The organism is Candidatus Aminicenantes bacterium (assembly GCA_026393855.1).
In the GTDB taxonomy this organism is placed as follows: Bacteria; Acidobacteriota; Aminicenantia; order Aminicenantales; family UBA4085; genus UBA4085.
Genome location: JAPKZJ010000068.1, coordinates 15,607 through 33,872, shown reverse-complemented (window position 1 = coordinate 33,872; position 18,266 = coordinate 15,607). Strand labels below are relative to the sequence as shown.

At 63.8% G+C, this 18,266-nt stretch carries 18 protein-coding genes; 11 read left to right on the top strand and 7 right to left on the bottom strand.

Going from position 1 to position 18,266, the window contains the following annotated elements:
* Positions 1-5: 5 nt before the first annotated feature.
* From pnp to NTZ26_07315, 3 genes are all read right to left on the bottom strand, one after another.
* The gene (gene pnp / locus NTZ26_07325; GenBank protein MCX6560310.1) at positions 6-2,192 is read right to left on the bottom strand and encodes a polyribonucleotide nucleotidyltransferase; all 2,187 of its coding nucleotides are present in this window, start codon (positions 2,190-2,192) and stop codon (positions 6-8) included.
* Between the two features lie 15 nt (positions 2,193-2,207).
* On the bottom strand, positions 2,208-2,474 hold the full coding sequence (gene rpsO, locus NTZ26_07320; GenBank protein MCX6560309.1) for a 30S ribosomal protein S15: 267 nt from the start codon (positions 2,472-2,474) through the stop codon (positions 2,208-2,210).
* 97 nt (positions 2,475-2,571) lie between these two features.
* Positions 2,572-2,733: a hypothetical protein gene (locus NTZ26_07315; GenBank protein ID MCX6560308.1), complete on the bottom strand. Its 162-nt coding sequence runs from the start codon at positions 2,731-2,733 to the stop codon at positions 2,572-2,574.
* Positions 2,734-2,967: 234 nt separating this feature from the next.
* On the opposite strand from NTZ26_07315, the gene NTZ26_07310 reads away from it, so the two are divergent.
* The 3 genes from NTZ26_07310 to NTZ26_07300 are packed head-to-tail and all read left to right on the top strand — an operon-like array spanning position 2,968 to position 6,915.
* Positions 2,968-4,251, top strand: a complete 1,284-nt coding sequence (locus NTZ26_07310) for a hypothetical protein (protein MCX6560307.1) — start codon at positions 2,968-2,970, stop codon at positions 4,249-4,251.
* Between the two features lie 37 nt (positions 4,252-4,288).
* Complete coding sequence (locus NTZ26_07305) at positions 4,289-5,992, top strand: D-aminoacylase (GenBank protein ID MCX6560306.1); 1,704 nt, start codon at positions 4,289-4,291, stop codon at positions 5,990-5,992.
* Positions 5,989-6,915, top strand: coding sequence for a M23 family metallopeptidase (locus tag NTZ26_07300; GenBank protein MCX6560305.1), 927 nt, complete (start codon positions 5,989-5,991; stop codon positions 6,913-6,915). The genes NTZ26_07305 and NTZ26_07300 overlap by 4 nt, the downstream gene beginning before the upstream one ends.
* 29 nt (positions 6,916-6,944) lie before the next feature.
* On the opposite strand, the gene NTZ26_07295 is transcribed toward NTZ26_07300, so the two are convergent.
* Positions 6,945-7,697, bottom strand: coding sequence for an exodeoxyribonuclease III (locus tag NTZ26_07295; protein MCX6560304.1), 753 nt, complete (start codon positions 7,695-7,697; stop codon positions 6,945-6,947).
* Positions 7,698-7,936: 239 nt separating this feature from the next.
* Here NTZ26_07295 and NTZ26_07290 point away from each other — a divergent pair, with 239 nt between their 5' ends.
* Both NTZ26_07290 and NTZ26_07285 read left to right on the top strand, forming a co-directional pair.
* Complete coding sequence (locus NTZ26_07290; GenBank protein MCX6560303.1) at positions 7,937-8,506, top strand: phosphoglycerate mutase family protein; 570 nt, start codon at positions 7,937-7,939, stop codon at positions 8,504-8,506.
* Positions 8,507-8,579: 73 nt separating this feature from the next.
* The gene (locus tag NTZ26_07285) at positions 8,580-9,167 is read left to right on the top strand and encodes a 3'-5' exonuclease (GenBank protein MCX6560302.1); all 588 of its coding nucleotides are present in this window, start codon (positions 8,580-8,582) and stop codon (positions 9,165-9,167) included.
* Positions 9,168-9,192: 25 nt separating this feature from the next.
* Here NTZ26_07285 and NTZ26_07280 read toward each other — a convergent pair whose 3' ends face one another.
* Entirely contained in the window at positions 9,193-9,405 is a 213-nt protein-coding gene (locus tag NTZ26_07280; GenBank protein ID MCX6560301.1) for a hypothetical protein, read from the bottom strand.
* Positions 9,363-11,399: a S9 family peptidase gene (locus NTZ26_07275; protein MCX6560300.1), complete on the bottom strand. Its 2,037-nt coding sequence runs from the start codon at positions 11,397-11,399 to the stop codon at positions 9,363-9,365. The genes NTZ26_07280 and NTZ26_07275 overlap by 43 nt, the downstream gene beginning before the upstream one ends.
* A 307-nt stretch (positions 11,400-11,706) precedes the next feature.
* On the opposite strand from NTZ26_07275, the gene NTZ26_07270 reads away from it, so the two are divergent.
* The 5 genes from NTZ26_07270 to NTZ26_07250 all read left to right on the top strand — a co-directional run bounded on the left by NTZ26_07270 (position 11,707) and on the right by NTZ26_07250 (position 16,085).
* Complete coding sequence (locus NTZ26_07270; protein ID MCX6560299.1) at positions 11,707-12,636, top strand: ABC transporter ATP-binding protein; 930 nt, start codon at positions 11,707-11,709, stop codon at positions 12,634-12,636.
* The gene (locus tag NTZ26_07265; GenBank protein MCX6560298.1) at positions 12,636-13,505 is read left to right on the top strand and encodes an ABC transporter permease subunit; all 870 of its coding nucleotides are present in this window, start codon (positions 12,636-12,638) and stop codon (positions 13,503-13,505) included. Before NTZ26_07270 ends, NTZ26_07265 begins: the two co-directional genes overlap by 1 nt.
* Positions 13,502-14,425: an ABC transporter ATP-binding protein gene (locus NTZ26_07260; GenBank protein MCX6560297.1), complete on the top strand. Its 924-nt coding sequence runs from the start codon at positions 13,502-13,504 to the stop codon at positions 14,423-14,425. The genes NTZ26_07265 and NTZ26_07260 overlap by 4 nt, the downstream gene beginning before the upstream one ends.
* Positions 14,422-15,216 (top strand): ABC transporter permease, encoded by a 795-nt coding sequence (locus tag NTZ26_07255; GenBank protein MCX6560296.1) that lies wholly within the window; start codon positions 14,422-14,424, stop codon positions 15,214-15,216. The genes NTZ26_07260 and NTZ26_07255 overlap by 4 nt, the downstream gene beginning before the upstream one ends.
* A 74-nt stretch (positions 15,217-15,290) precedes the next feature.
* Positions 15,291-16,085 (top strand): hypothetical protein, encoded by a 795-nt coding sequence (locus NTZ26_07250; protein MCX6560295.1) that lies wholly within the window; start codon positions 15,291-15,293, stop codon positions 16,083-16,085.
* A 72-nt stretch (positions 16,086-16,157) separates the two neighbouring features.
* Here the strand turns inward: NTZ26_07250 and NTZ26_07245 are convergent, their stop codons facing one another.
* The gene (locus NTZ26_07245; GenBank protein MCX6560294.1) at positions 16,158-17,288 is read right to left on the bottom strand and encodes a hypothetical protein; all 1,131 of its coding nucleotides are present in this window, start codon (positions 17,286-17,288) and stop codon (positions 16,158-16,160) included.
* A 207-nt stretch (positions 17,289-17,495) separates the two neighbouring features.
* Here NTZ26_07245 and NTZ26_07240 point away from each other — a divergent pair, with 207 nt between their 5' ends.
* Positions 17,496-18,056 (top strand): nitroreductase family protein, encoded by a 561-nt coding sequence (locus NTZ26_07240; GenBank protein ID MCX6560293.1) that lies wholly within the window; start codon positions 17,496-17,498, stop codon positions 18,054-18,056.
* The last annotated feature ends 210 nt before the right edge of the window (positions 18,057-18,266 follow it).

Here is an 18,266-nt window from a genome sequence, read left to right as displayed (position 1 = left end):
TGTTTTTAATACCGGTTGCGGCGGCCGCCGCGGTCTCCGCCGCGATCGCCGGACGGACGGCCGCGATAGCCGCCCGCCTCGCCTTCGGGCCGTCCAGCTTCGGGGACGAATCCCTCGGGCGGATCGGTCAGGGCCTTCATGCTCAGCCGGATCCGGTTGTCCTCGACGCTGAGGACCTTGACCTCGATGGTCTGGCCGAGCTGGAGGACGTCGCCCACACTGCGAGTCCGCTGGTGGCTGATCTCCGAGACGTGCATCAGGCCGACCAGATTGGGCATGATCTCGACGAAGGCGCCGTATTCCTCGATCCGGACGACGCGCCCGGTGTAGGTCTTGCCCACCTCGGCTTCGGCCGTGATGTCGTTGATCATCTGCTTGGCCCGCTCGGCCGCCTCGACGTCGTTGCTGGCGATGACGATGCGCCCGGATTCTTCGATGTCGATCTTGGCCTTGGTCGCGGCCACGATCCGCTTGATGACCTTGCCGGCCGGTCCGATGATCTCGCCGACCTTTTCGGGGTTGACGTAGATGAAAAAGATGCGCGGGGCGAAGGGGGAAATGTCCGGCCGCGGGGCCGGGAGGGCTTCCTTCATAGTCCGCAGAACCCGGAGCCGGGCGTCGCGGGCCTTCATCAAGGTCTCGCGGCAGATGTCGAGCGAGATGGCTTCGATCTTTAGGTCCACTTGGACGGCGGTGACGCCCTTTTCCGTGCCGGCGACCTTGAAGTCCATGTCGCCGAAATGATCCTCGCCCCCGGCGATGTCGGTCAGGACGGCATGGCGATCGCCTTCCTTGACCAGGCCCATGGCCATGCCGGCCGGGATCATGGTCAGGGGGACGCCGGCGTCCATCAGGGCCAGCACGCCGCCGCAGACCGTGGCCATCGAGGAGGAGCCGTTGCTCTCCAGGATGTCGGAGACGATCCGGATGGTGTAGGGGAAGGTGTCGTCGCTCGGGATGGCGGGGAGAATGGCCTTCTCGGCCAAGGCGCCGTGGCCGATCTCGCGCCGGCCGGGGCCTCGCAGAAAGCCGACTTCGCCGACCGAGAAGGGCGGGAAGTTGTAGTGGAGCATGAACCGCTTCTGGGTTTCCTCGCCCATCCCTTCGATGCGCTGGGCGTCCACGGTCGTGCCCAAGGTGACCGTGGCCATGGCCTGGGTTTCGCCCCGGGTGAAGAGGGCCGACCCGTGGGTCCGGGGCAGGAAGCCGGTCTCAATCGTGATCGGCCGGATTTCATCGAAGGCCCGGCCGTCGGCCCGGACGCCTTCCTCGATGATCATCTTGCGGGTGATCTTTTCCTGCAGCTTTTCGAACAGGGACTTGGCCGATTTGCGCTCGTCCTCGTTCTCCTCCGGGATGCCGGCCAAGAGATCAGCCTGGACCTTGGAGACGGCCGCTTCGGCGGCCAGCTTGCCCGTCGTCCGGATGGCGATCTTGAGGGCCGGCCCGAAGGCGGCTTCGATTTCGGCCCGCTTGGCCTCGTCGAGAGGCTTGGGCGTGAAGGGCCGCTTCTGGATGCCGAGCTTGGCCATGCCTTCCTTCTGGACGGCGATGATGCGGCGGATGGGCTCCATGGCCGCCTCGAGCGCGGCCATGATGAGCTCCTCGTCGACCTCGCGGCCGGCGGCTTCCAACATGGTGACGCCGTGTTCGGTGCCGACCACGAGCAGGTTGAGGGGGCTCTGTTCGAGCTCCTTGGCGGTGGGGTTGACCACGTAGTGGTCCTCCAGCCGGCCGATCTTAACGGCCCCGATCGGGGTGGTGAAGGGAATCTCGGACAGGCAGAGGGCGGCCGAGGCGCCGATCAGGGCCAGGGTGTCGGGCTCGTTCTCCAGGTCGGCCGAGAGAAGCATGGCCACGATCTGGGTCTCGTTGAAGTAGCCCTCGGGGAAGAGCGAGCGGACGGGCCGGTCGATGAGACGGCTGACCAGGATCTCGCGCTCCGTGGGGCGCCCTTCGCGCTTGAAGAATCCGCCGGGAATCTTGCCGGCGGCGTAGGTGGCTTCGCGGTAGTCGACGACCAGGGGCAGGAAGGGCTTGTCCTCGCGGGGCTCCTTCTTGGAGGTGGCGGCGACGAACACGACCGTGTCGCCGTAGCGGACGAAGGCCGAGCCGTCGGCCTGTTTCCCCATTTTACCGATTTCGATGGATAGAATGCGGTTCCCGATTTCCAGACTGAGAGTATGGGACATGGTTGGGTGCGTCCGTTACTTGCGCAGGCCGAGCTTGAGGATGAGCTGTTCGTAGCGTTGGACATCCTCCCTCTTGAGGAAGCCCAAGAGGCGTTTGCGCTGGCTGACCAGCGCCAGCAGGCCGTGGCGTGAGGTGTGGTCTTTTTTGAACGCGATCAGGTGGTGCGACAGCTGGCTGATGCGTTCGGACAGCAGCGCGACCTGGACTTCGGTGGACCCTGTGTCTTCCGGGTGGCGCTTGTGGGCGCCGACGATGGTGCTTTTTTTCTCTTTTGCGAGCACGTGTATCTCCTTTAAATCGTTGATAATCCTAACAGAAAGCAGGGTCCGGATCAATATACCGGGACCCGCAGGGGAAGGTTAAGGGCGACAAGAAAGCTTATTTACCCAGCGTTTTTTTGCGCTGGAGGATCATATGGGCATACTTGGATTGGAGTCCGCCCTGGCTTGTCTTCAGTTCGTTGAGCTTGTTGTCGAGATCGGCCGCCTTCATCTTGTTGAGCTTCTTGTTCTTGGCGGCTTTTTCTTTTTCGTCGGCCATAGTGATCAAATCCTTTGAATGTGGAGTCTTATTGATACATTCGCGCCGCCAAACCCCGATTTTCAAATCGGGGTTATAAGCACCGCTCAGTACTAACCCTATAAATACCCCGGGCTTTAGCCCGAGGTATCGAACGGGTTTGTTTTTTCCGATATATTTTAACATGCGAAATCAACGAACGCAAGGATTTATATCGGTTGTCTCGCCCGACGGCTTTCGGGTATATTCGAAGCCGTGTACGCCCTGTATTCGCTCCTCCTGCTGCTGGCCTTGGCGATCGTCTTTCCGGCTTATGCCGTGAGACTCCGCCTGCGGCGCGGCGATCCGCTCCGGTTAGCCGAGCGGTTGGGGCGCAGGCTTCCCGACCGCCCGCCGGATCGTCCGCTCCTCTGGATCCATGCCGTATCGGTGGGCGAGGTCCTGTCGCTTCAGAGCCTGACGACTGCGATCAAGGCCCGCCATCCGGAGTGGCTCCTGGCCGTCTCCGTCCTGACCGAATCCGGCCACCGGATGGCTCGGGAGAAGCTCGGCGCGGCGGACCTCGTTTTCTTCGTCCCGCTGGATTTCCGCTTCAGCGTCAGGCGGGTGATACGCCGCCTCGACCCGTCGTGCCTGGCGCTGGCTGAATCCGAGTTCTGGCCCCGCCTCCTGCGTGAGGCCGAGCGCCGGCGGCTCCCCGTCCTGGTCGTCAACGGCCGCGTCTCGACCCGGACCGGCGCCCGCATGAAGAAGCTTAGGATTCTCATCCGCCGGATGCTGAAGCCCGTGACCCGATTTCTCGTTCAAACCGAGCGCGACCGGGCGCGGCTGGTCGAGGCGGGCCTCCCAGTCGGGAAGATCGAAGTTGCCGGAAACTTGAAGTGCGAAGTCCGCCTGCCGCTTCTCGGACCCGAGGAAGCGGCCGCCGCCCGGGCGGCGCTCGGCCTCGCGGAGAGCGACCTCCTTGTCGTCGCCGGCTCCATCCACCCTGGCGAGGAACAGGCCCTTCTGAAGGCATTTCGGGCCGCCCGGCGAAACGGCCGTCCGATCCGGCTCGTCCTGGCGCCGCGCCACCCCGATAAGTTTGCGGGACTCGAGAAGGACCGCCTGGTCGAGGGCCTGTCGCTGCGAAGGAAATCGTGCCTCCGTCCGAACGAAGCCTGGGACGTGCTGCTCCTCGACACCATCGGCGAACTGGCCCGCTTCTACGCCCTGGCCGACGCCGCCTTCATCGGCGGCAGCCTGATCGAGTGGGGCGGACAGAACCTGCTCGAACCCGCCTTCTACGGCAAGCCCATCTTTTTCGGCCCGCATATGGACAACTTTGCCGCCCTGGCCGAGGCCTTCGTGCTCGACGGGGGGGCGCGGATCGTTCGAACCGACGGCGATCTGAAAGCGATGTTCGAGCTGGCCGGCACCGTCGAAGCCGGGGCGATGGGGCGGAAGGCCCGGGCGACCTTGGACTCCCTGTCGGGCGCGACGGAGCGGACGCTGGCGGCGATCGAGCGGGAGATGTCCCATGGCCGGATACGGGATTGACCGGCCGGCGTTGTCGAACTGGAAAGGAGATCCGCGCATGGCCCAAACGATCAGCCGCAGGCAGTTTCTTCGTCGGACGGGAGCGGCGGCCGCCGCCGCCTCCCTGGCCGGAGCGGGTCCGCTTCTGCAGGGCTGTGCGACCGGAAAAGCTTTCGACCTCGTCATCGTAGGGGGGCTCGTCTACGATGGCCTGGGCGGGCCGGCGACGGCCGCCGATCTCGGCCTCGTCGGTGGAATGATCAAGGCCGTCGGCCGCATTCCCGCCTCGCGGGGTAGAGCCGTCATCGAGGCCAAAGGGCTGGCCGTCGCCCCGGGCTTCATCGACGTCCACGATCACACCGACCTCGCCCTGATGGCCGATCCCAGGGCCGAGAGCGCCGTCCGCCAAGGGGTGACGACGCTGATCAGCGGACAGTGCGGATCGTCGCTCTTCCCCCTGGCCGAATCGGTTTTGGAAGAGGTCCGGAGCAACGCCAAAGCCCAGTACGCGGTGGAGGTGGATTGGCGCGACCTCAAAGGACTGCAGGCCCGCCTGGAGAAGGGCGGCACAGCCCTCAATTTCGCCACCCTGTCCGGCCACGGCTCTCTGCGCGGGGCGGCTATGGGCTTCAACGACCGCCCGCCCAAGCCGGAGGAGATGGAACGGATGAAAGCGCTCCTAGCCGAGGATCTGGCGGCCGGGTCGTTCGGACTTTCGACCGGGCTGGAATATACGCCCAGCGGCTTCGCCACGGCGGACGAGATCATCGCCCTCTGTCGGATGGTGGCGGCCCGCGGCGGCGTCTATGCGACGCATCTACGGGACGAAGGAGACCGCCTGGCGGAGGCGGTGGAGGAGGCGATCGCTGCCGCTCGGGCTTCCGGGGCATCCCTTCAGATCTCGCACTTGAAGACGGCTTTTCCGCGCAATTGGGGCAAGATCGACGAGGTTCTTGGCCTTATCGAGCGGGCCCGGGCGGAGGGGATCGATGTCACGGCCGACCGATACCCCTATATCGCCGGCTCGACCGGGCTGGACATCAATTTCCCGGCCTGGGCCCGCCAAGGCACGACCGACGAGTTCCTGGCCCGGCTGAAGGACGAGAAGCTGGACAAGCGCCTGCGCGAATATACGGCCGAGCGCGAGCGCAAGCTCGGCTCCTGGGATAAGGTGGTGATCTCGGGTGTCGTCGGCGAGAAGAACAAAGCTTATGAGGGCTTGGATGTCTTGCAGGCCGCCGAGCGGGCGGGGAAGCGGCCGTATGAATTCATGCGCGACCTGATCGTGGAGGAACGGGACAACGTGGATACGGTCATCTTCATGATGAACGAGGACAACCTGAAGCGGATCCTGGCCCATCCCCTGGTCCTGATCGGATCGGACAGCTCGGTCAGGGCTACGGACGGAATCCTGGCTCAAGGCAAGCCCCATCCGCGCGGCTTCGGCACCTTCCCGCGCGTCCTGGGCAAATATGTCCGTGAGGACAAGCTTTTCAGCTTGGAGACGGCCGTTAAGAAAATAACCTCGGCGGCGGCCGCGAAGTTCAAGCTGGAAGGGCGCGGGATCGTCAAGCCGGGCGCTTTCGCCGACATCGTCGTCTTCGACCCGGCCGCGATCGCAGACAACGCCACCTGGAAAGACCCGCACCGATATCCCACCGGCGTCACCCATGTCCTTGTCAACGGAAGGCCCGTCATCGCGGAAGGGCGGCACACCGGGGCGGCTCCCGGCCGCGTCCTGCGCAAGGGCGGGGCGGCATGAGGCGGTCGATCCTCCGAACCGCGGCGATCGCTGCGGCCTTCCTTGCGGCCGCGTTCGCCGGCTTGATCCCGGCTCAGGAAAGAGCTTCCTCGGCGGCGGTTCAAACGCTTGCTCCGGCCGAAGCTCCCTTCGTCCTCTCCTTCCGTTCCCTTCAGCCTGGCGAGGCCATTCTGGCCAGACTGAAAGACGATGCTGCCGTCAAACGGGTCACCCTGACCCTGGGCGACCAGGTTCGCGTTTTGGAGCCTGCCACAGACAGTGCAGGGACGCCCCTGGCCCTTCTGGGGATCGATCTCGGCAGGAAAGCGCAGCCGATGGCGCTAAAAGTCAAGATCGAGCGCGCGGACGGCACGACGGCTTTCCAGGAGATACCCTTGGTCGTGGCGTCCAAGGAATTCCCCTCGACCAATCTTCAGGTGTCGTCGACTATGACCACCCCGCCCAAGGCGCTGCTGGAGACGATTCGCCGCGAAAGTGAGCTTGTGGCCGAGGTCCTGGGCCGCGTCTCACCCGATTGGCTGGCCGAAGGGCCGTTCCAGTCGCCGCTTCCCGCGTTCGAGCCGTTCCCCAACTTCGGCCAGCAGAGGCTTTATAACAAGGTCTTGGGGTCGGTTCATTCCGGGATCGACATCGCCGCTCCCCGCGGGACGAAGGCCGCGGCCCCCAACTCGGGCCGGGTCGTCCTGGCCAACCGCCTTTATTATTCCGGCTGGACGGTCATCATCGATCACGGCCGGGGCGTGTTCACCTACTGCTGCCACTTCGACCGGCTGCTGGTCAAGCGCGGCGACGCCGTCCGCAAGGGGCAGGCCATCGCCGAGGTCGGCAGCACGGGGCGCTCGACGGGGCCGCACCTCCATTGGAGCGTGCGGATTCTCTCGGCCCGGGTCGATCCATTCTCGCTCGTCGCCCTGCCGCTTTGATCAGGCCGTCGCATTGAAGACTCCGAGAGTCAGTCCAACTCGATGCCCACCGGGCAATGATCCGATCCGAGCACGTCGGCTCGGATGAACGCCCGCTTGAGGCGCGGCCGCAGCGCCGCCGAAATCAGGAAATAGTCGATCCGCCATCCCACGTTCCGGGCCCGCACACCGGGCATCGGGCTCCACCAAGTGTAATGGCCGCCGCCGGGCTCGAATTCGCGGAAGGTGTCCACGAAGCCTCTCTTGATGAGAGCGCTGAAGCCGGCGCGCTCCTCGGGGGTGAAGCCGTGGTTGCCCTCGTTGGCCTTGGGATGGGCGAGGTCGATCTCCGTGTGGGCCACATTCAAGTCGCCGCAGAAGACGACCGGCTTGCGCCGCTCCAGCCTCTTGAGATACCGCAGGAAATCGGCATCCCATTGTTGACGGTACGCCAGCCGAGTCAGCTCGCGTTGGGAATTGGGCACGTAGACGTTCACCACGAAGAAATCGTCGAACTCGGCCGTCAGCACCCGGCCCTCGGAGTCGTGCGCGGGCCGGCCGATCCCGAAGCCGATGTGGAGGGGAGAAAGCTTGGTCAAGAGGGCCGTACCGGAATAGCCTTTCTTGCGGGCCGGATTCCAAAAAATCTTATAGGCGGAGGGCCAAAGCGCCTCCACCTCGTCGGGCTCGGCCCGGGTTTCCTGGAGACACAGCACGTCCGGCTGTTCCTCGGCCAAGTAGGCGAGAAAATTCCGCCGCAGGACGGCCCGCAGTCCGTTGACGTTCCAGGAAACCAGCTTCAAAGATTGCCTCCGGAAGGAATCGCTCCCCGGAATTATTCCGACCTGCCGTCGCTGCGTCAACCGTTTTCTACCTGCCCACCAACCGGGTGGATTCCGGCGGGGGAGGACTCGGAGCCCCGGCGCTCCGGACGCGCGGCGGCGCTTAGCCGCCGAGAGGTGTTGCCGAGAGGTTGAAATCGAGCCCGAAAAATGAGAGAAAAGGAGCGCTCTCTCGATGCCGGGAGCAAACGAGGCCGATCATGAACAGAAAACGAAAGCGCGCTCTTCGGGCGCTTTCCGTTGCCATCCCGATCGTCGCCATAGCCCTGGCCGCGGCCGCCGGATTATGGGCCCAGTCGCAGACTCCCGAGACGACGATCAATCTGGTCCGGCATGCCGAGAAGCGGGCCTCGCCTCCAGACGATCCGCCCCTGACTGAGGCCGGCCGAGCCCGGGCGGCGGAGTTGGCCCGCCTCTTGGGTCCGCTCGGCGTCACGACCATTTTTATTTCCCAATATCAGCGTACCGCAGAGACGGCCCGCCCTCTGGCCGAAGCCCTGGGTGTGATGCCGCTCGTCGTGGCTATGACCGCGGACAGGTCCGCCCCGGGCGGGATCGCGGAAACATCGATCAAGGAGCTGGTCGATCGGATCCTTGAACACAAAGGGGAGTCCATCCTGGTGGTCGGCCATTCGAACACTTTGCCCTTGATCATCAAGGGTTTAGGGGCAACGCCGGTTCCGGACATTCCCGACACGGAGTACGACAACCTGTTCATTGTCACGATCTCGCTTCAGGGGGAAGTCGCTCTGGCCAGGAAGAAATTTTGATTCGCTTCACGGTCGCCCGATTTTTTGGCTTGCCAATTTTCTCCGAGCGTGACAAATTAGGGCTCGGAAATTCATGAGCGGATTCCTTGTTTTCGACTGCGAGACGACCGGCCTGCCCATCCGCCGCAATCTTTCCGTCCGGGACGTGGACGGCTGGCCTCGCCTTGTCCAGCTGGCCTGGGCGGTCTATGACGCATTCGGCCGCCTCGAGGCGGCCGAATGCCGCATGGTCCGGCCCGACGGATTTCTGATCCCGCCCGACTCGACCCGGATCCACGGCATCAGCCACGAACGGGCTCTGGCGGAAGGGAACGCGGTCGGCGACGTGCTGGGGCTTTTCGCCCGAGCCTTGGATTCGCCCTTCGACGCCGTCATCGCCCACAATCTCGAGTATGACCGCAATGTCGTCGGGGCCGAGCTCATCCGGGCGGAATTGCCCAGCCGGCTCTTCGAGCGGCCCGGGCTCTGCACGATGAAGACGACAACCGACCTTCTCAAGATCCCCGGGCCCTATGGATATAAATGGCCCAAGCTGGAGGAGCTGTATCTATTCCTCTTCGAGGCGGGCTACGAAGGCGCCCACGACGCGGCCCTCGACGTCGAGGCCACCGCTCGCTGCTTCTTCGAGCTGCGACGCCGCGGCCATTACCCGCGGGCTTGATCGGCGCGGGCGGGGCCGCCGGCCCTTAATTCACAACCGAAAAATCCGTCCATTTCGAGGCCAGGACACGGTTGTTCGGGCCGACGATGTTCACCTGGATGGCGAAGGCGCCCGCATGGGCCGCCTTTACGTTGATGACCGGGAAGGTGTAGGTCCCCTGATTGCGCAGAACGATCGAGTCGCCGCAGCCCCCGCTCACTTCAGCCAGGCCGCCAGCCAGTCCAGCTTGGTCTTCCACCACAGCTCGGCGTTCTGGGGTTTGCTGACGAAGTGGTCCTCGTCCGGGAAGTAGAGGAATTTCGAGGGGACGTTCATCCGCTGCAGCGAGGTGAAAAGCTGGAGGCCCTGCTCCAGCGGCACCCGCAGGTCGTTCTGGCTGTGGATGACCAGGGTCGGCGTCTTGAAATTCTTGACGTAATAGCTGGGCGACCACTTGGTGTACTGTTCCGGGTTGGTCCAGGGCGTGCCTTTCTGCTCCCATTCCGGGAACCACAGCTCCTCGGTCGAGCCCCACATCGAGCGCAGGTCGAAAACGCCGTCGTGCGAGATCAGACACTTGAAGATGTCCGTATGGCCCAGAATCCAATTGATCAGGTAGCCGCCGTAGGAGGCGCCGGCCGCGGCGTTGCGGTCCATATCGATGAATGGATAGCGGCCGTGCAGGTATCCCAATCCAATAATAATGTCCGAGTAAGGCTTGCCGCCCCAGTCGCCGACGATGGCGTCGGAAAAGGCCTGGCCGTAGCCGCCCGAGGCGTGGAAGTTGATCTCGGCCACAACCCAGCCGCGGGCCGCGTACATCTGGGTGTTCCAGCGGTAGTGGAACTCGTCCTTCCAGGGGCCGTGCGGACCGCCGTGGATGAGCATGACCAGGGGATATTTCTTCTCGGCGTCGAACGCGGGCGGCTTGACCAGAAAGCCGTGGACTTGGTCCTTGCCCGCGCCCTCGAACCAGAACTCCTCGGCCGGGTTCATCTCCAGGCCGGCCAACAAGGCCTTGTTCACGTCCGTGATCCGTCGCGACGACTTGGCCGCCGCGTCGTAGGCCCAGACGTCGGCCGGCCGGTTCATGGCCTGGTCGAGCATGATGAATGTCTTGCCGTCGGGCAGAAGGTTTACTCCGGAGAACGTCCGGCCGCCCATGACCCGCTCGATCGTTCCGGCCGGGGCGGCGACTCGATAAAGCGCGTTGCGGCCTTTCTCGTCGGTGTTGAAATAGACGGCCGACCCGTCGGCCGCCCAGAATGTCTCGTCCACCGAGACATCGATCTTCTGGGTCAGATTAACCGCTTTCTTCATCGCGCGGTCATAGAGCATCAGGTCCAGCTTGTCCGATTCATATCCGGGCCGGGCCATGGCCTTGTAGGCGAGATACTTGCCGTCGGGGGAATAGCTGGGCTGGTTGTCGTTGGCCTTGCTGGTCGTGACGGCCGTGATCGTCCCGCCGGCGGCCGGGGTGATGAAGACATCGTTGTTGGTGCCGATGCCCTTGTTGAGATCGGGGTCGACGTTGCGGACGAAGGCGACCTCCTTGCTGTCGGGGGAAAAGGCGTAGTCGAGGTGCCCGCCCAAGTCCATCGGCGGCGCGTCGAAGTCGCCCGGGGTTACGTCCACGGCCTTGCCGCCCGCGGTGGGCGTCACGAAGACGTGATTCCGCGTCCCGTCCCGCCAGGCGTTCCAGTAGCGGAAGAAGAGGGTTTCAAACACGCGGCCCTTGACCTTGCTCTTCTCGGCCGCGTCGGCCAGCTTCTTGTTGGCCTCGTCGTCCTTGGCTTCGGGGTAGACCGAAGAGGTGAAGGCCAGGCTCTTGCCGTCCGGGGACCAGAGAATTCCAGTCGCCCCGGTCGAAAGGGTTGTGACCTGCCAGGCTTCGCCGCCTTCCATATTGATCCTCCAGATCTGGGGGGCGCCGGACCTCGTGGAGACGAAGGCGATGGATTTGCCGTCCGGCGACCAGCGCGGGCTATTGTCGGCGCCGGGGGCTGCGGTCAGCCGGCGCGGCTCGCCGCCCGCCGTCGGGACGATCCAGACGTCGCTGTTGCTCCGGTTGGCCTCCTTGTCCATGACGGTGACGACGAAGGCGATCCACTTGCCGTCCGGCGAGGGCTGGGGATCGGTCACCCGCTGGATCTTGATGAAGTCATCGAAACCGAGCGGCTTGCCGGCCTGGGCCGAGGCCAGAGATGCGGCCAGGAAAAGGCCGAGGGCGAGGATGGCGGCGCGATGTCTCATGGGAGCCTCCCGATGTTCGAAGTCCGGAACCCGATTATATGCCAGCCCCGGCCCGGGACAAAATATAGCGGTTCTCCCACCTCGTTCCCGATGATCCTCACGTGCTCAAACATCCCTCGGCGCCTGCAAAGCCAGGTTCCCTCGAAGAGGTTCGCAAAAAACGCTAAACCCGCGCGGTTTCGCCGTTGGCCGGATACCGTGACGCTTGACCATCCCCCGGAGATGGGGAAAACGCTCGATTTTATTTCTCGATTGAACTCCGGCCGGGAAAAAACGTAGATTAGGATGACGAACGAGGATCATCCCAGTGACCGCGACCGCCGAAACAAACATCGAGCTAAAAGGAATCCGCTTCCGCTACGGGGCCGTGCAGGCCCTGGATGGGGTGGACCTCACGATCGGTGGCGGGGCCTGCGGCTTGCTCGGACCTAATGGGGCGGGGAAAAGCACGCTCCTCCGCGTCCTCCTGGGTTTCCTGGTTCCGGACAAAGGCGAAGGCCGGGTTCTCGGGCATGACATCCGGCGCGACCCCTTCGCCATCCGCCGGCTGGTCGGCTATATGCCCGAGGACGATTGCCTCATCCCCGGCCTCGACGCGGTGTCTTTCACCGCCTATTTCGGGGAGCTGTCCGGCATGCCCCGCGGTGAAGCCATGAAGCGGGCCCACGACGTTCTTTTTTACGTCGGGTTGGGCGAAGCCCGCTACCGGCTGCTGGAAACCTATTCGGCCGGGATGAAACAGCGCATCAAGCTGGCCCAAGCCTTGGTCCACGACCCGCGGCTCCTCTTCCTGGATGAGCCGACCTCCAACCTGGATCCCCGCGGCCGGGACGAGATCCTGGCCCTGATCAAAGACATCTCCTCCAAGAAAGATATCAACGTTCTCATTTCGTCCCATATCCTCTCCGACATCGAGGCGACGTGCAGCACCGTCGTCATCCTGAATAAAGGGCGGGTGGCCGCCCAGGGCGAGCTGGAGGTCCTCCAACAGGTTGATTACAGCCTGTTCGAGCTGCGGCTCAAAGGCGAGGCCGAGCCCTTCCTGGCCGCGTTGCGAGACGCGCGCTGCCGGGTCGAAGAGACCGAAGACGGGCTGTTTAAGCTTTTTGTTCCGCCCGACGTCGGTCGCCTCGGCGTCTTCCGGGCGGCCGCCGCGACCGGCGTTCAAGTCCGCCACTTCGTTCAGAGCCGGACCTCGCTCGAGGACCTTTTCGCGCGCACGGTGGGAGCCGACTGATGCCGATCGCCGAACAGGGATATCTCCACTGGCAGGGCCGCCCGACGGAAACCCATCGTCCCTGGCGGGCCATCACTCGGCTCGGCCTGCGCCTGGCATTCAAGCGGAAGAACTTCAAGTTCGCCTTCGGCGTCTCGCTCATGCCGGCAGTTGTCTTCTCGATCGGCGTCTACTTGGCGGAGACGATCAATAACTTCAAGGTCACCATGGGCGGGCGCCGTCAGCTGCTGGCCGTCGATCCAGCCTACTTCCGGACCTACTTCACCTCCGACTTTCTGCTCTTCATGATGCTCATGCTGATGGTCTTGGCGGGGGCGGGGCTCATCGCCGACGACCTGCGGTCCAATAGCCTGCAGCTCTATTTCGCCCGGCCCATCCGCAAACGCGACTACCTGCTGGGCAAGGCGGGGGTGACCTCATTCTTCCTCCTGCTCATGACCCTGGTCCCGGGCACCCTATTCATCATCCTTAAGCTGATCTTCTCCGGAAGCCTGCGCTTCCTGGGCCAGTACCCCTGGCTGCCGCTGGCGGTCGCGGCCTACTCCCTCGTCCTGACCGTGTTCTTCACCCTGTTCACCCTGGCCGTCTCCTCGCTAGGCAAGAACCGGCGCTTCACCTCGATAATGCTCTTCCTGATTTACATCTTCTCGGACGTCTTTTTTGGCGTCTTCTCCGGAAGCTTCCACCGGCCGGAGTTCTGCTGGCTATCCATCAAAGCCAACCTGCAGCAGGTCGGAGCGGCGATCTTCCGGGCTCCGCTGCCGTATGACGCCTCATGGATCGTGTCCGCGCTCATCCTGGCCGCCCTTTCCGTGGGGGCCGCTCTGCTCCTTGTCCGCCGCGTCCGGAGCGTCGAGGTGATCCGATGACCACTCTTATCCGGGCCGAGGGGCTGGGCAAGTGGTACGGCAACGTCCTCGGCCTGTCCGACGTCAGCCTGGAGATCCAGCCGGGCATCGTCGGCCTGCTGGGCCCCAACGGGGCCGGTAAGTCGACCTTCATGAAGCTGCTGACCGGCCAGCTCAAGCCCAGCCTGGGCCGCATCCTGATCGACGGCCGCCCGGTCTGGAACAATACGGCCCTGTTCTCCCGCTTCGGGTTCTGTCCCGAACAGGACGCCTTCTACGAGGACCTGACCGGCTGGGAGTTCCTGTCGCGCCTCCTCCGCCTCAACGGCTACGGCCGAACCGAAGCCGAGGCGCGGGCCGAGAAGGCCCTGGCCTTCGTCGACCTGAGCAAGGACAAGGACCGTCTGATCCGGGGCTACAGCCGGGGCATGCGCCAGCGGGTCAAGCTGGCCCAGGCCACGGCCCACGACCCCGAGATTCTGGTCCTGGACGAGCCCCTCAACGGGCTCGACCCCCTCGGCAAGCGCAAGATCATCCGGCTGATCAAGGAGATGCGCGATCAGGGCCGGACCGTTCTTGTCAGCTCCCATGTCCTGCCCGAGATCGAGGCACTGACCCGCGAGATCATCCTCATCCACCAAGGCAAGATCCTGGCCCAGGGCGACATCCATGCCATGCGCGACCTGATCGACAAGCATCCCCATATCGTGGCCGTCAAGTGCGACCGGCCGCGCGACCTCGCCGTCCGGCTGGTGGGAGAGGCTTCGCTGGTCGACTTCCGCTTCGAGGGCGACGACACCGTCATTGTAGAGACCCGCGACCGGGACCGACTGTTCGCCCGTCTGCCGGCGCTGGCGGTGGAGAACGGCCTGGACATCCGCGAGATTACCTCGCCCGACGACAACCTGCAAGCCGTCTTCGATTATCTGGTGGGAAAATGAGGACCTTCGCCGCCTCGCGCTCCGTCTTCTCGTTCTTCTGGTTCGCCGGCCGCAAAGCCCGCCGCACCCGGCTGATGGCGGTCCTGGGCGCTCTGCCCGTCTTGGCCGCCTTGGCCATTCAGATCCAGCGCTGGGCCGCGGCCGGCTCCGGCCCGGACGGCGTGCGGATCTTCTCCAACGTCATCCTGGCCTTCTACCTGCAGTTCCTGGTTCTCGTGCTGGCCCTGTTCTACGGAACCTCGATTTGCTCGGAGGAGGTGGAGGGGAAGACCCTGACCTACCTGACGACTCGGCCGATTTCCAAGACCGCCATCATCCTGGGCAAGTACGCAGCCTATGCCGCTTGGTCCGCCATCCTGGTCGGTGCGGGCGTCCTTCTCTCGTTCCTCATCCTCGCCTCGGACCGCCTGGGCGATCCGGCCGCCTGGGGTGTCCTGGCCGAGACACTGGCCGTCCTTCTGCTGGGCCTTCTCGTCTACACCGCGCTCTTCACGCTGGCCGGAGCGGCCCTCAAAAAGTCCGTCCTGTTCGGTCTCTTCTTCTGCTTCGGCTGGGAGACGATCGTCCAATACTTCCCCGGTTCGACTCAGAAGCTGACCGTGATGCACTACCTCAAGTCCATCCTTAAGCCCGAGACTTCCGGCCCGGGCGGGGTCCTGTCCTTCCTCTTCGTCCGCCTCGAGCCGACTTCCGTCGTCGTTTCCGTCCTGACGCTTCTCCTCATCGCGGCCGCCGCCCTAGCCTTGGCCGCCTCCCTCTTCACCCGGCGCGAATACCTCTTCGAGGAATAGCCCGCCGTCCTTGACAGCCCGTTGAGCGGCGGATACCATCGCCGCGACGCAGCCTTCCCGCCGAGGAGAGAGCCATGTCCATCGCCCGACGCTTCCTGATCCCCCTTTTATTGTTAGCCGCTCTGGCGCCGGCCCGCGGCCAATATGCCAATTCCTATGGCTACACGTTCAACAACCCGGTCTCGGCTTCCTGTAACCAGATGTTCTGGGACAAGATGAATGCCCGCCAGACCTACAAAGCCCTGTTGAAGAAGAAGGGGTATTCGGACGCCCAGCTCGAACGGCTGTCGACCGAGACGATGGAAGCGCTCCTGGCTGGGAAAGAAGGAAAGGCGGCGGAGACCCCTGCCATGGCCGCTCCGGCGGCGACGCGATTCAAGCCGGCCCGGTCGCGTCTGCTCCTGCCCGCTTTGGCCGGAAGCCTGGGTACGACCGCCGAGCAGAAAAAGGCACTGACCGAAGTCTTTGAAGCCGGCCTCGAGGGCTACGAGAAGGAAGCGGCTTCGTCCGGGCTGATCAACGACGTGGCCGGCGCCATCGCCTATTTTATCGGCGTCGGATACTACGTCATCCACGACGGCGACGAGCCCGACGGCGACGGTCTAGAGGCGATTGGGCGGACGCTCCAACACACTCTGGATACGCCCCCGTTTCGGTCCATCGCCGACCCCGACAAGCAGAAATTCTATGAGCTGATGATCGGGCTGGGAACCTATTTCGCCGTCGCCTACCGCCAGGCCGCCGAGGGCGGGGACGCCAAGGCGGCCGCCGTGATCAAGGACGCGGCGAGCGAGAGCCTGAAGGGCTTCCTTAATTTGGAACCTTCCACCATCCGGATCACGCGGGAGGGGATGGAGATCGTCCGGTAAACAAAAAAGCCCTAGGCCCATCCGGGCGGATGGACCTAGGGCCGGTGAATACGATCGCGCCGGCGGTCCGGCTTACTTCTTGATCTCTTCGGCCTTCTTCTCTTCGGCCGGCTTTTCGTCGGTCTTGACCTCGGCTCCCACCTTGTTCTTGAGCTCGGACTCGACCGTCTTGCTCAGCTTGGTCAGGAGCTCCTCGGGCAGGAGGGCCTTGATGGTGACGTTGTCCGTGCCGGAGGTGATCTCGATCTTGTTCAGGAGCTCTCCGATCTCGGGCTTCTCCCCGGCGGCTAGGGCGCCCATGGACTTGAAGCCGTTCAGCATATCGGCGATTTCCTTGTTCTTGCCGGCATCGGCCGTGACGGCCCGGATGGCCATGTCCAGGGTTTTGTTGGCGTAGTCGAAATGCATGGTGACGGCCTTGAGAGACGCCAGCGAGCTGAGCATGGGCGTCGATTCGATCATCTTCTTGATGTCCTCGGGGTTGAAGGAGACAACACCCCAGGCGATGGCGGTCTTGTTGACGTCCTTGATCAGAGCCGCCAGCTCGACGTTGTCCTTGGCCGAGGGGCCCTTCTTCTTCAACACGTCGATGACGGACTTGACGTCGTCGACCGGGCCGACGGCGATGTTGGAGGCGTCCAGGAAGGCGCCCAACATCGGCTTTTCGGGCTTCTCGGGCGTCTCAGGGGTCTTCTCTTCGGCTTTAGGCTCGACGTCCTTGCCTTCGGCGGCCTCGGCCTTTTCTCCCTTGGCCTCTTCGACCTTGGGTTCCTCGATCGGCTGAATGGTGGCGATGCCCTCGTATTCGCCCTCGATGAACTTGGCCTCGTTCTCCTTCATCTTGGCCAGAAGCGCGGCCTTGTCATACTTGAGGTTGATGATGGCGAACCCGGACGGAGTGCCCGAGAGGCTGCCGGTCATGCCCAGCGCCACATAGGAGATGTCCTTCTGCGGGTCGAGCCCGGACTTCTTGATGAAGTCCTGTAGGCCCGCGGCGTTCTTGGGGTCGGCCAGGGTCTTGGTGACGAATTCGGTGTTCATGGCCCGGTTGACGTCGATGAACAGGACGCCCGCGACGTTCTTGGGCATGAAGGCCAACATATCCTGGGATTTGGAAGCGCCCGGTGCGCCGCCCTTGTTGCAGGCGGCGAAGGCCAGGAGCCCGACGGCCAGGACGAGAGTCCAAACAGCGATTTTTTTCATGAGATATCCTCCTCTCTCTTCCATACGGAAATGACCCTGTCAGGGTTCTACTGAGAATCATAGCACAGCCTGCCCGATTCCGACAATGGCGTCCTGGCCGGGGGCCTTTCCGACGGCGGACTTAGGGAGGGTTGGCGTTCGGGGCGGCTTGGTATATATATCTCAAGCCGCTCTCCCATGGGGGAGGGCGGGACTGGAGACCCGATCATGTCCGAAAAGACCCCCTTCCAAGCCCTGATCGAACAACGGCGGAGCATCCGCCGCTTCCTGCCGACGCCGGTCGAGAAGGAGAAAATCTTGTCTTGTCTGGAAGCGGCCCGGGTGGCGCCTTCGGCCGAGAATGCCCAGACTTGGCGATTCCTGGTCGTCGATGACTCCGAGGCCAAGGATCGACTGGCCAAGGCGGCCTTCTCCGGGATCTATCGGATGACCCAGTTCGCCGCCCAGGCCCCGGTCTTGGTCCTGGTCCTGGCCAAGCTCGACATCCTGGCCAACCGCCTCGGCAAACAGATTCAGGGCGTGCCGTTCTTCATGCTCGACCTCGGCATCGCCGGTGAGCATTTCGTCCTGCAGGCCGAAGAACTGGGGCTGGGGACGTGCTGGATCGGCTGGTTCAACATGCGGGCGGCCCGCAAAGAATTCCGCATCCCCCGCAAATACAAAATCGTGTCGCTGTTCGCGCTGGGCTACCCCGCCAGCCGGCCGGCCAAAGACCGCGTGCGCAAGCCGCTGGAGGAGATCGCCTGGTTCAATAAATTCGGGCCCTGATCCCGTCCTAAGGATAATCTCCCAACTTCGGGAAATGAACGCGGCTAGGGGTATCGGCTAACGGCGAAATTGCGAGGCCGGCGCCTTTTTCCATAGCTCTCTGAGGGAAGCCAACGGCCGCCGAGGGCTGTTTGAGCACGCTACCATCTGACGGAATCGAATGGGAGTGGGTGATCTCCAGGACCGGGCGGTCTGGAATGCGCAGTTCCG

Excerpts from the sequence above, each read along its gene's own strand:
- NTZ26_07305 (MCX6560306.1), top strand. The coding sequence starts at position 4,289 with ATGGCCCAAACGATCAGCCGCAGGCAGTTTCTTCGTCGGACGGGAGCG.
- NTZ26_07265 (MCX6560298.1), top strand. The coding sequence starts at position 12,636 with ATGCCGATCGCCGAACAGGGATATCTCCACTGGCAGGGCCGCCCGACG.
- NTZ26_07290 (MCX6560303.1), top strand. The coding sequence starts at position 7,937 with ATGAACAGAAAACGAAAGCGCGCTCTTCGGGCGCTTTCCGTTGCCATC.
- NTZ26_07255 (MCX6560296.1), top strand. The coding sequence starts at position 14,422 with ATGAGGACCTTCGCCGCCTCGCGCTCCGTCTTCTCGTTCTTCTGGTTC.
- pnp (MCX6560310.1), bottom strand. The coding sequence starts at position 2,192 with ATGTCCCATACTCTCAGTCTGGAAATCGGGAACCGCATTCTATCCATC.
- NTZ26_07285 (MCX6560302.1), top strand. The coding sequence starts at position 8,580 with ATGAGCGGATTCCTTGTTTTCGACTGCGAGACGACCGGCCTGCCCATC.
- NTZ26_07275 (MCX6560300.1), bottom strand. The coding sequence starts at position 11,399 with ATGAGACATCGCGCCGCCATCCTCGCCCTCGGCCTTTTCCTGGCCGCA.
- NTZ26_07240 (MCX6560293.1), top strand. The coding sequence starts at position 17,496 with ATGTCCGAAAAGACCCCCTTCCAAGCCCTGATCGAACAACGGCGGAGC.
- NTZ26_07260 (MCX6560297.1), top strand. The coding sequence starts at position 13,502 with ATGACCACTCTTATCCGGGCCGAGGGGCTGGGCAAGTGGTACGGCAAC.
- NTZ26_07250 (MCX6560295.1), top strand. The coding sequence starts at position 15,291 with ATGTCCATCGCCCGACGCTTCCTGATCCCCCTTTTATTGTTAGCCGCT.
- NTZ26_07315 (MCX6560308.1), bottom strand. The coding sequence starts at position 2,733 with ATGGCCGACGAAAAAGAAAAAGCCGCCAAGAACAAGAAGCTCAACAAG.
- NTZ26_07245 (MCX6560294.1), bottom strand. The coding sequence starts at position 17,288 with ATGAAAAAAATCGCTGTTTGGACTCTCGTCCTGGCCGTCGGGCTCCTG.
- NTZ26_07300 (MCX6560305.1), top strand. The coding sequence starts at position 5,989 with ATGAGGCGGTCGATCCTCCGAACCGCGGCGATCGCTGCGGCCTTCCTT.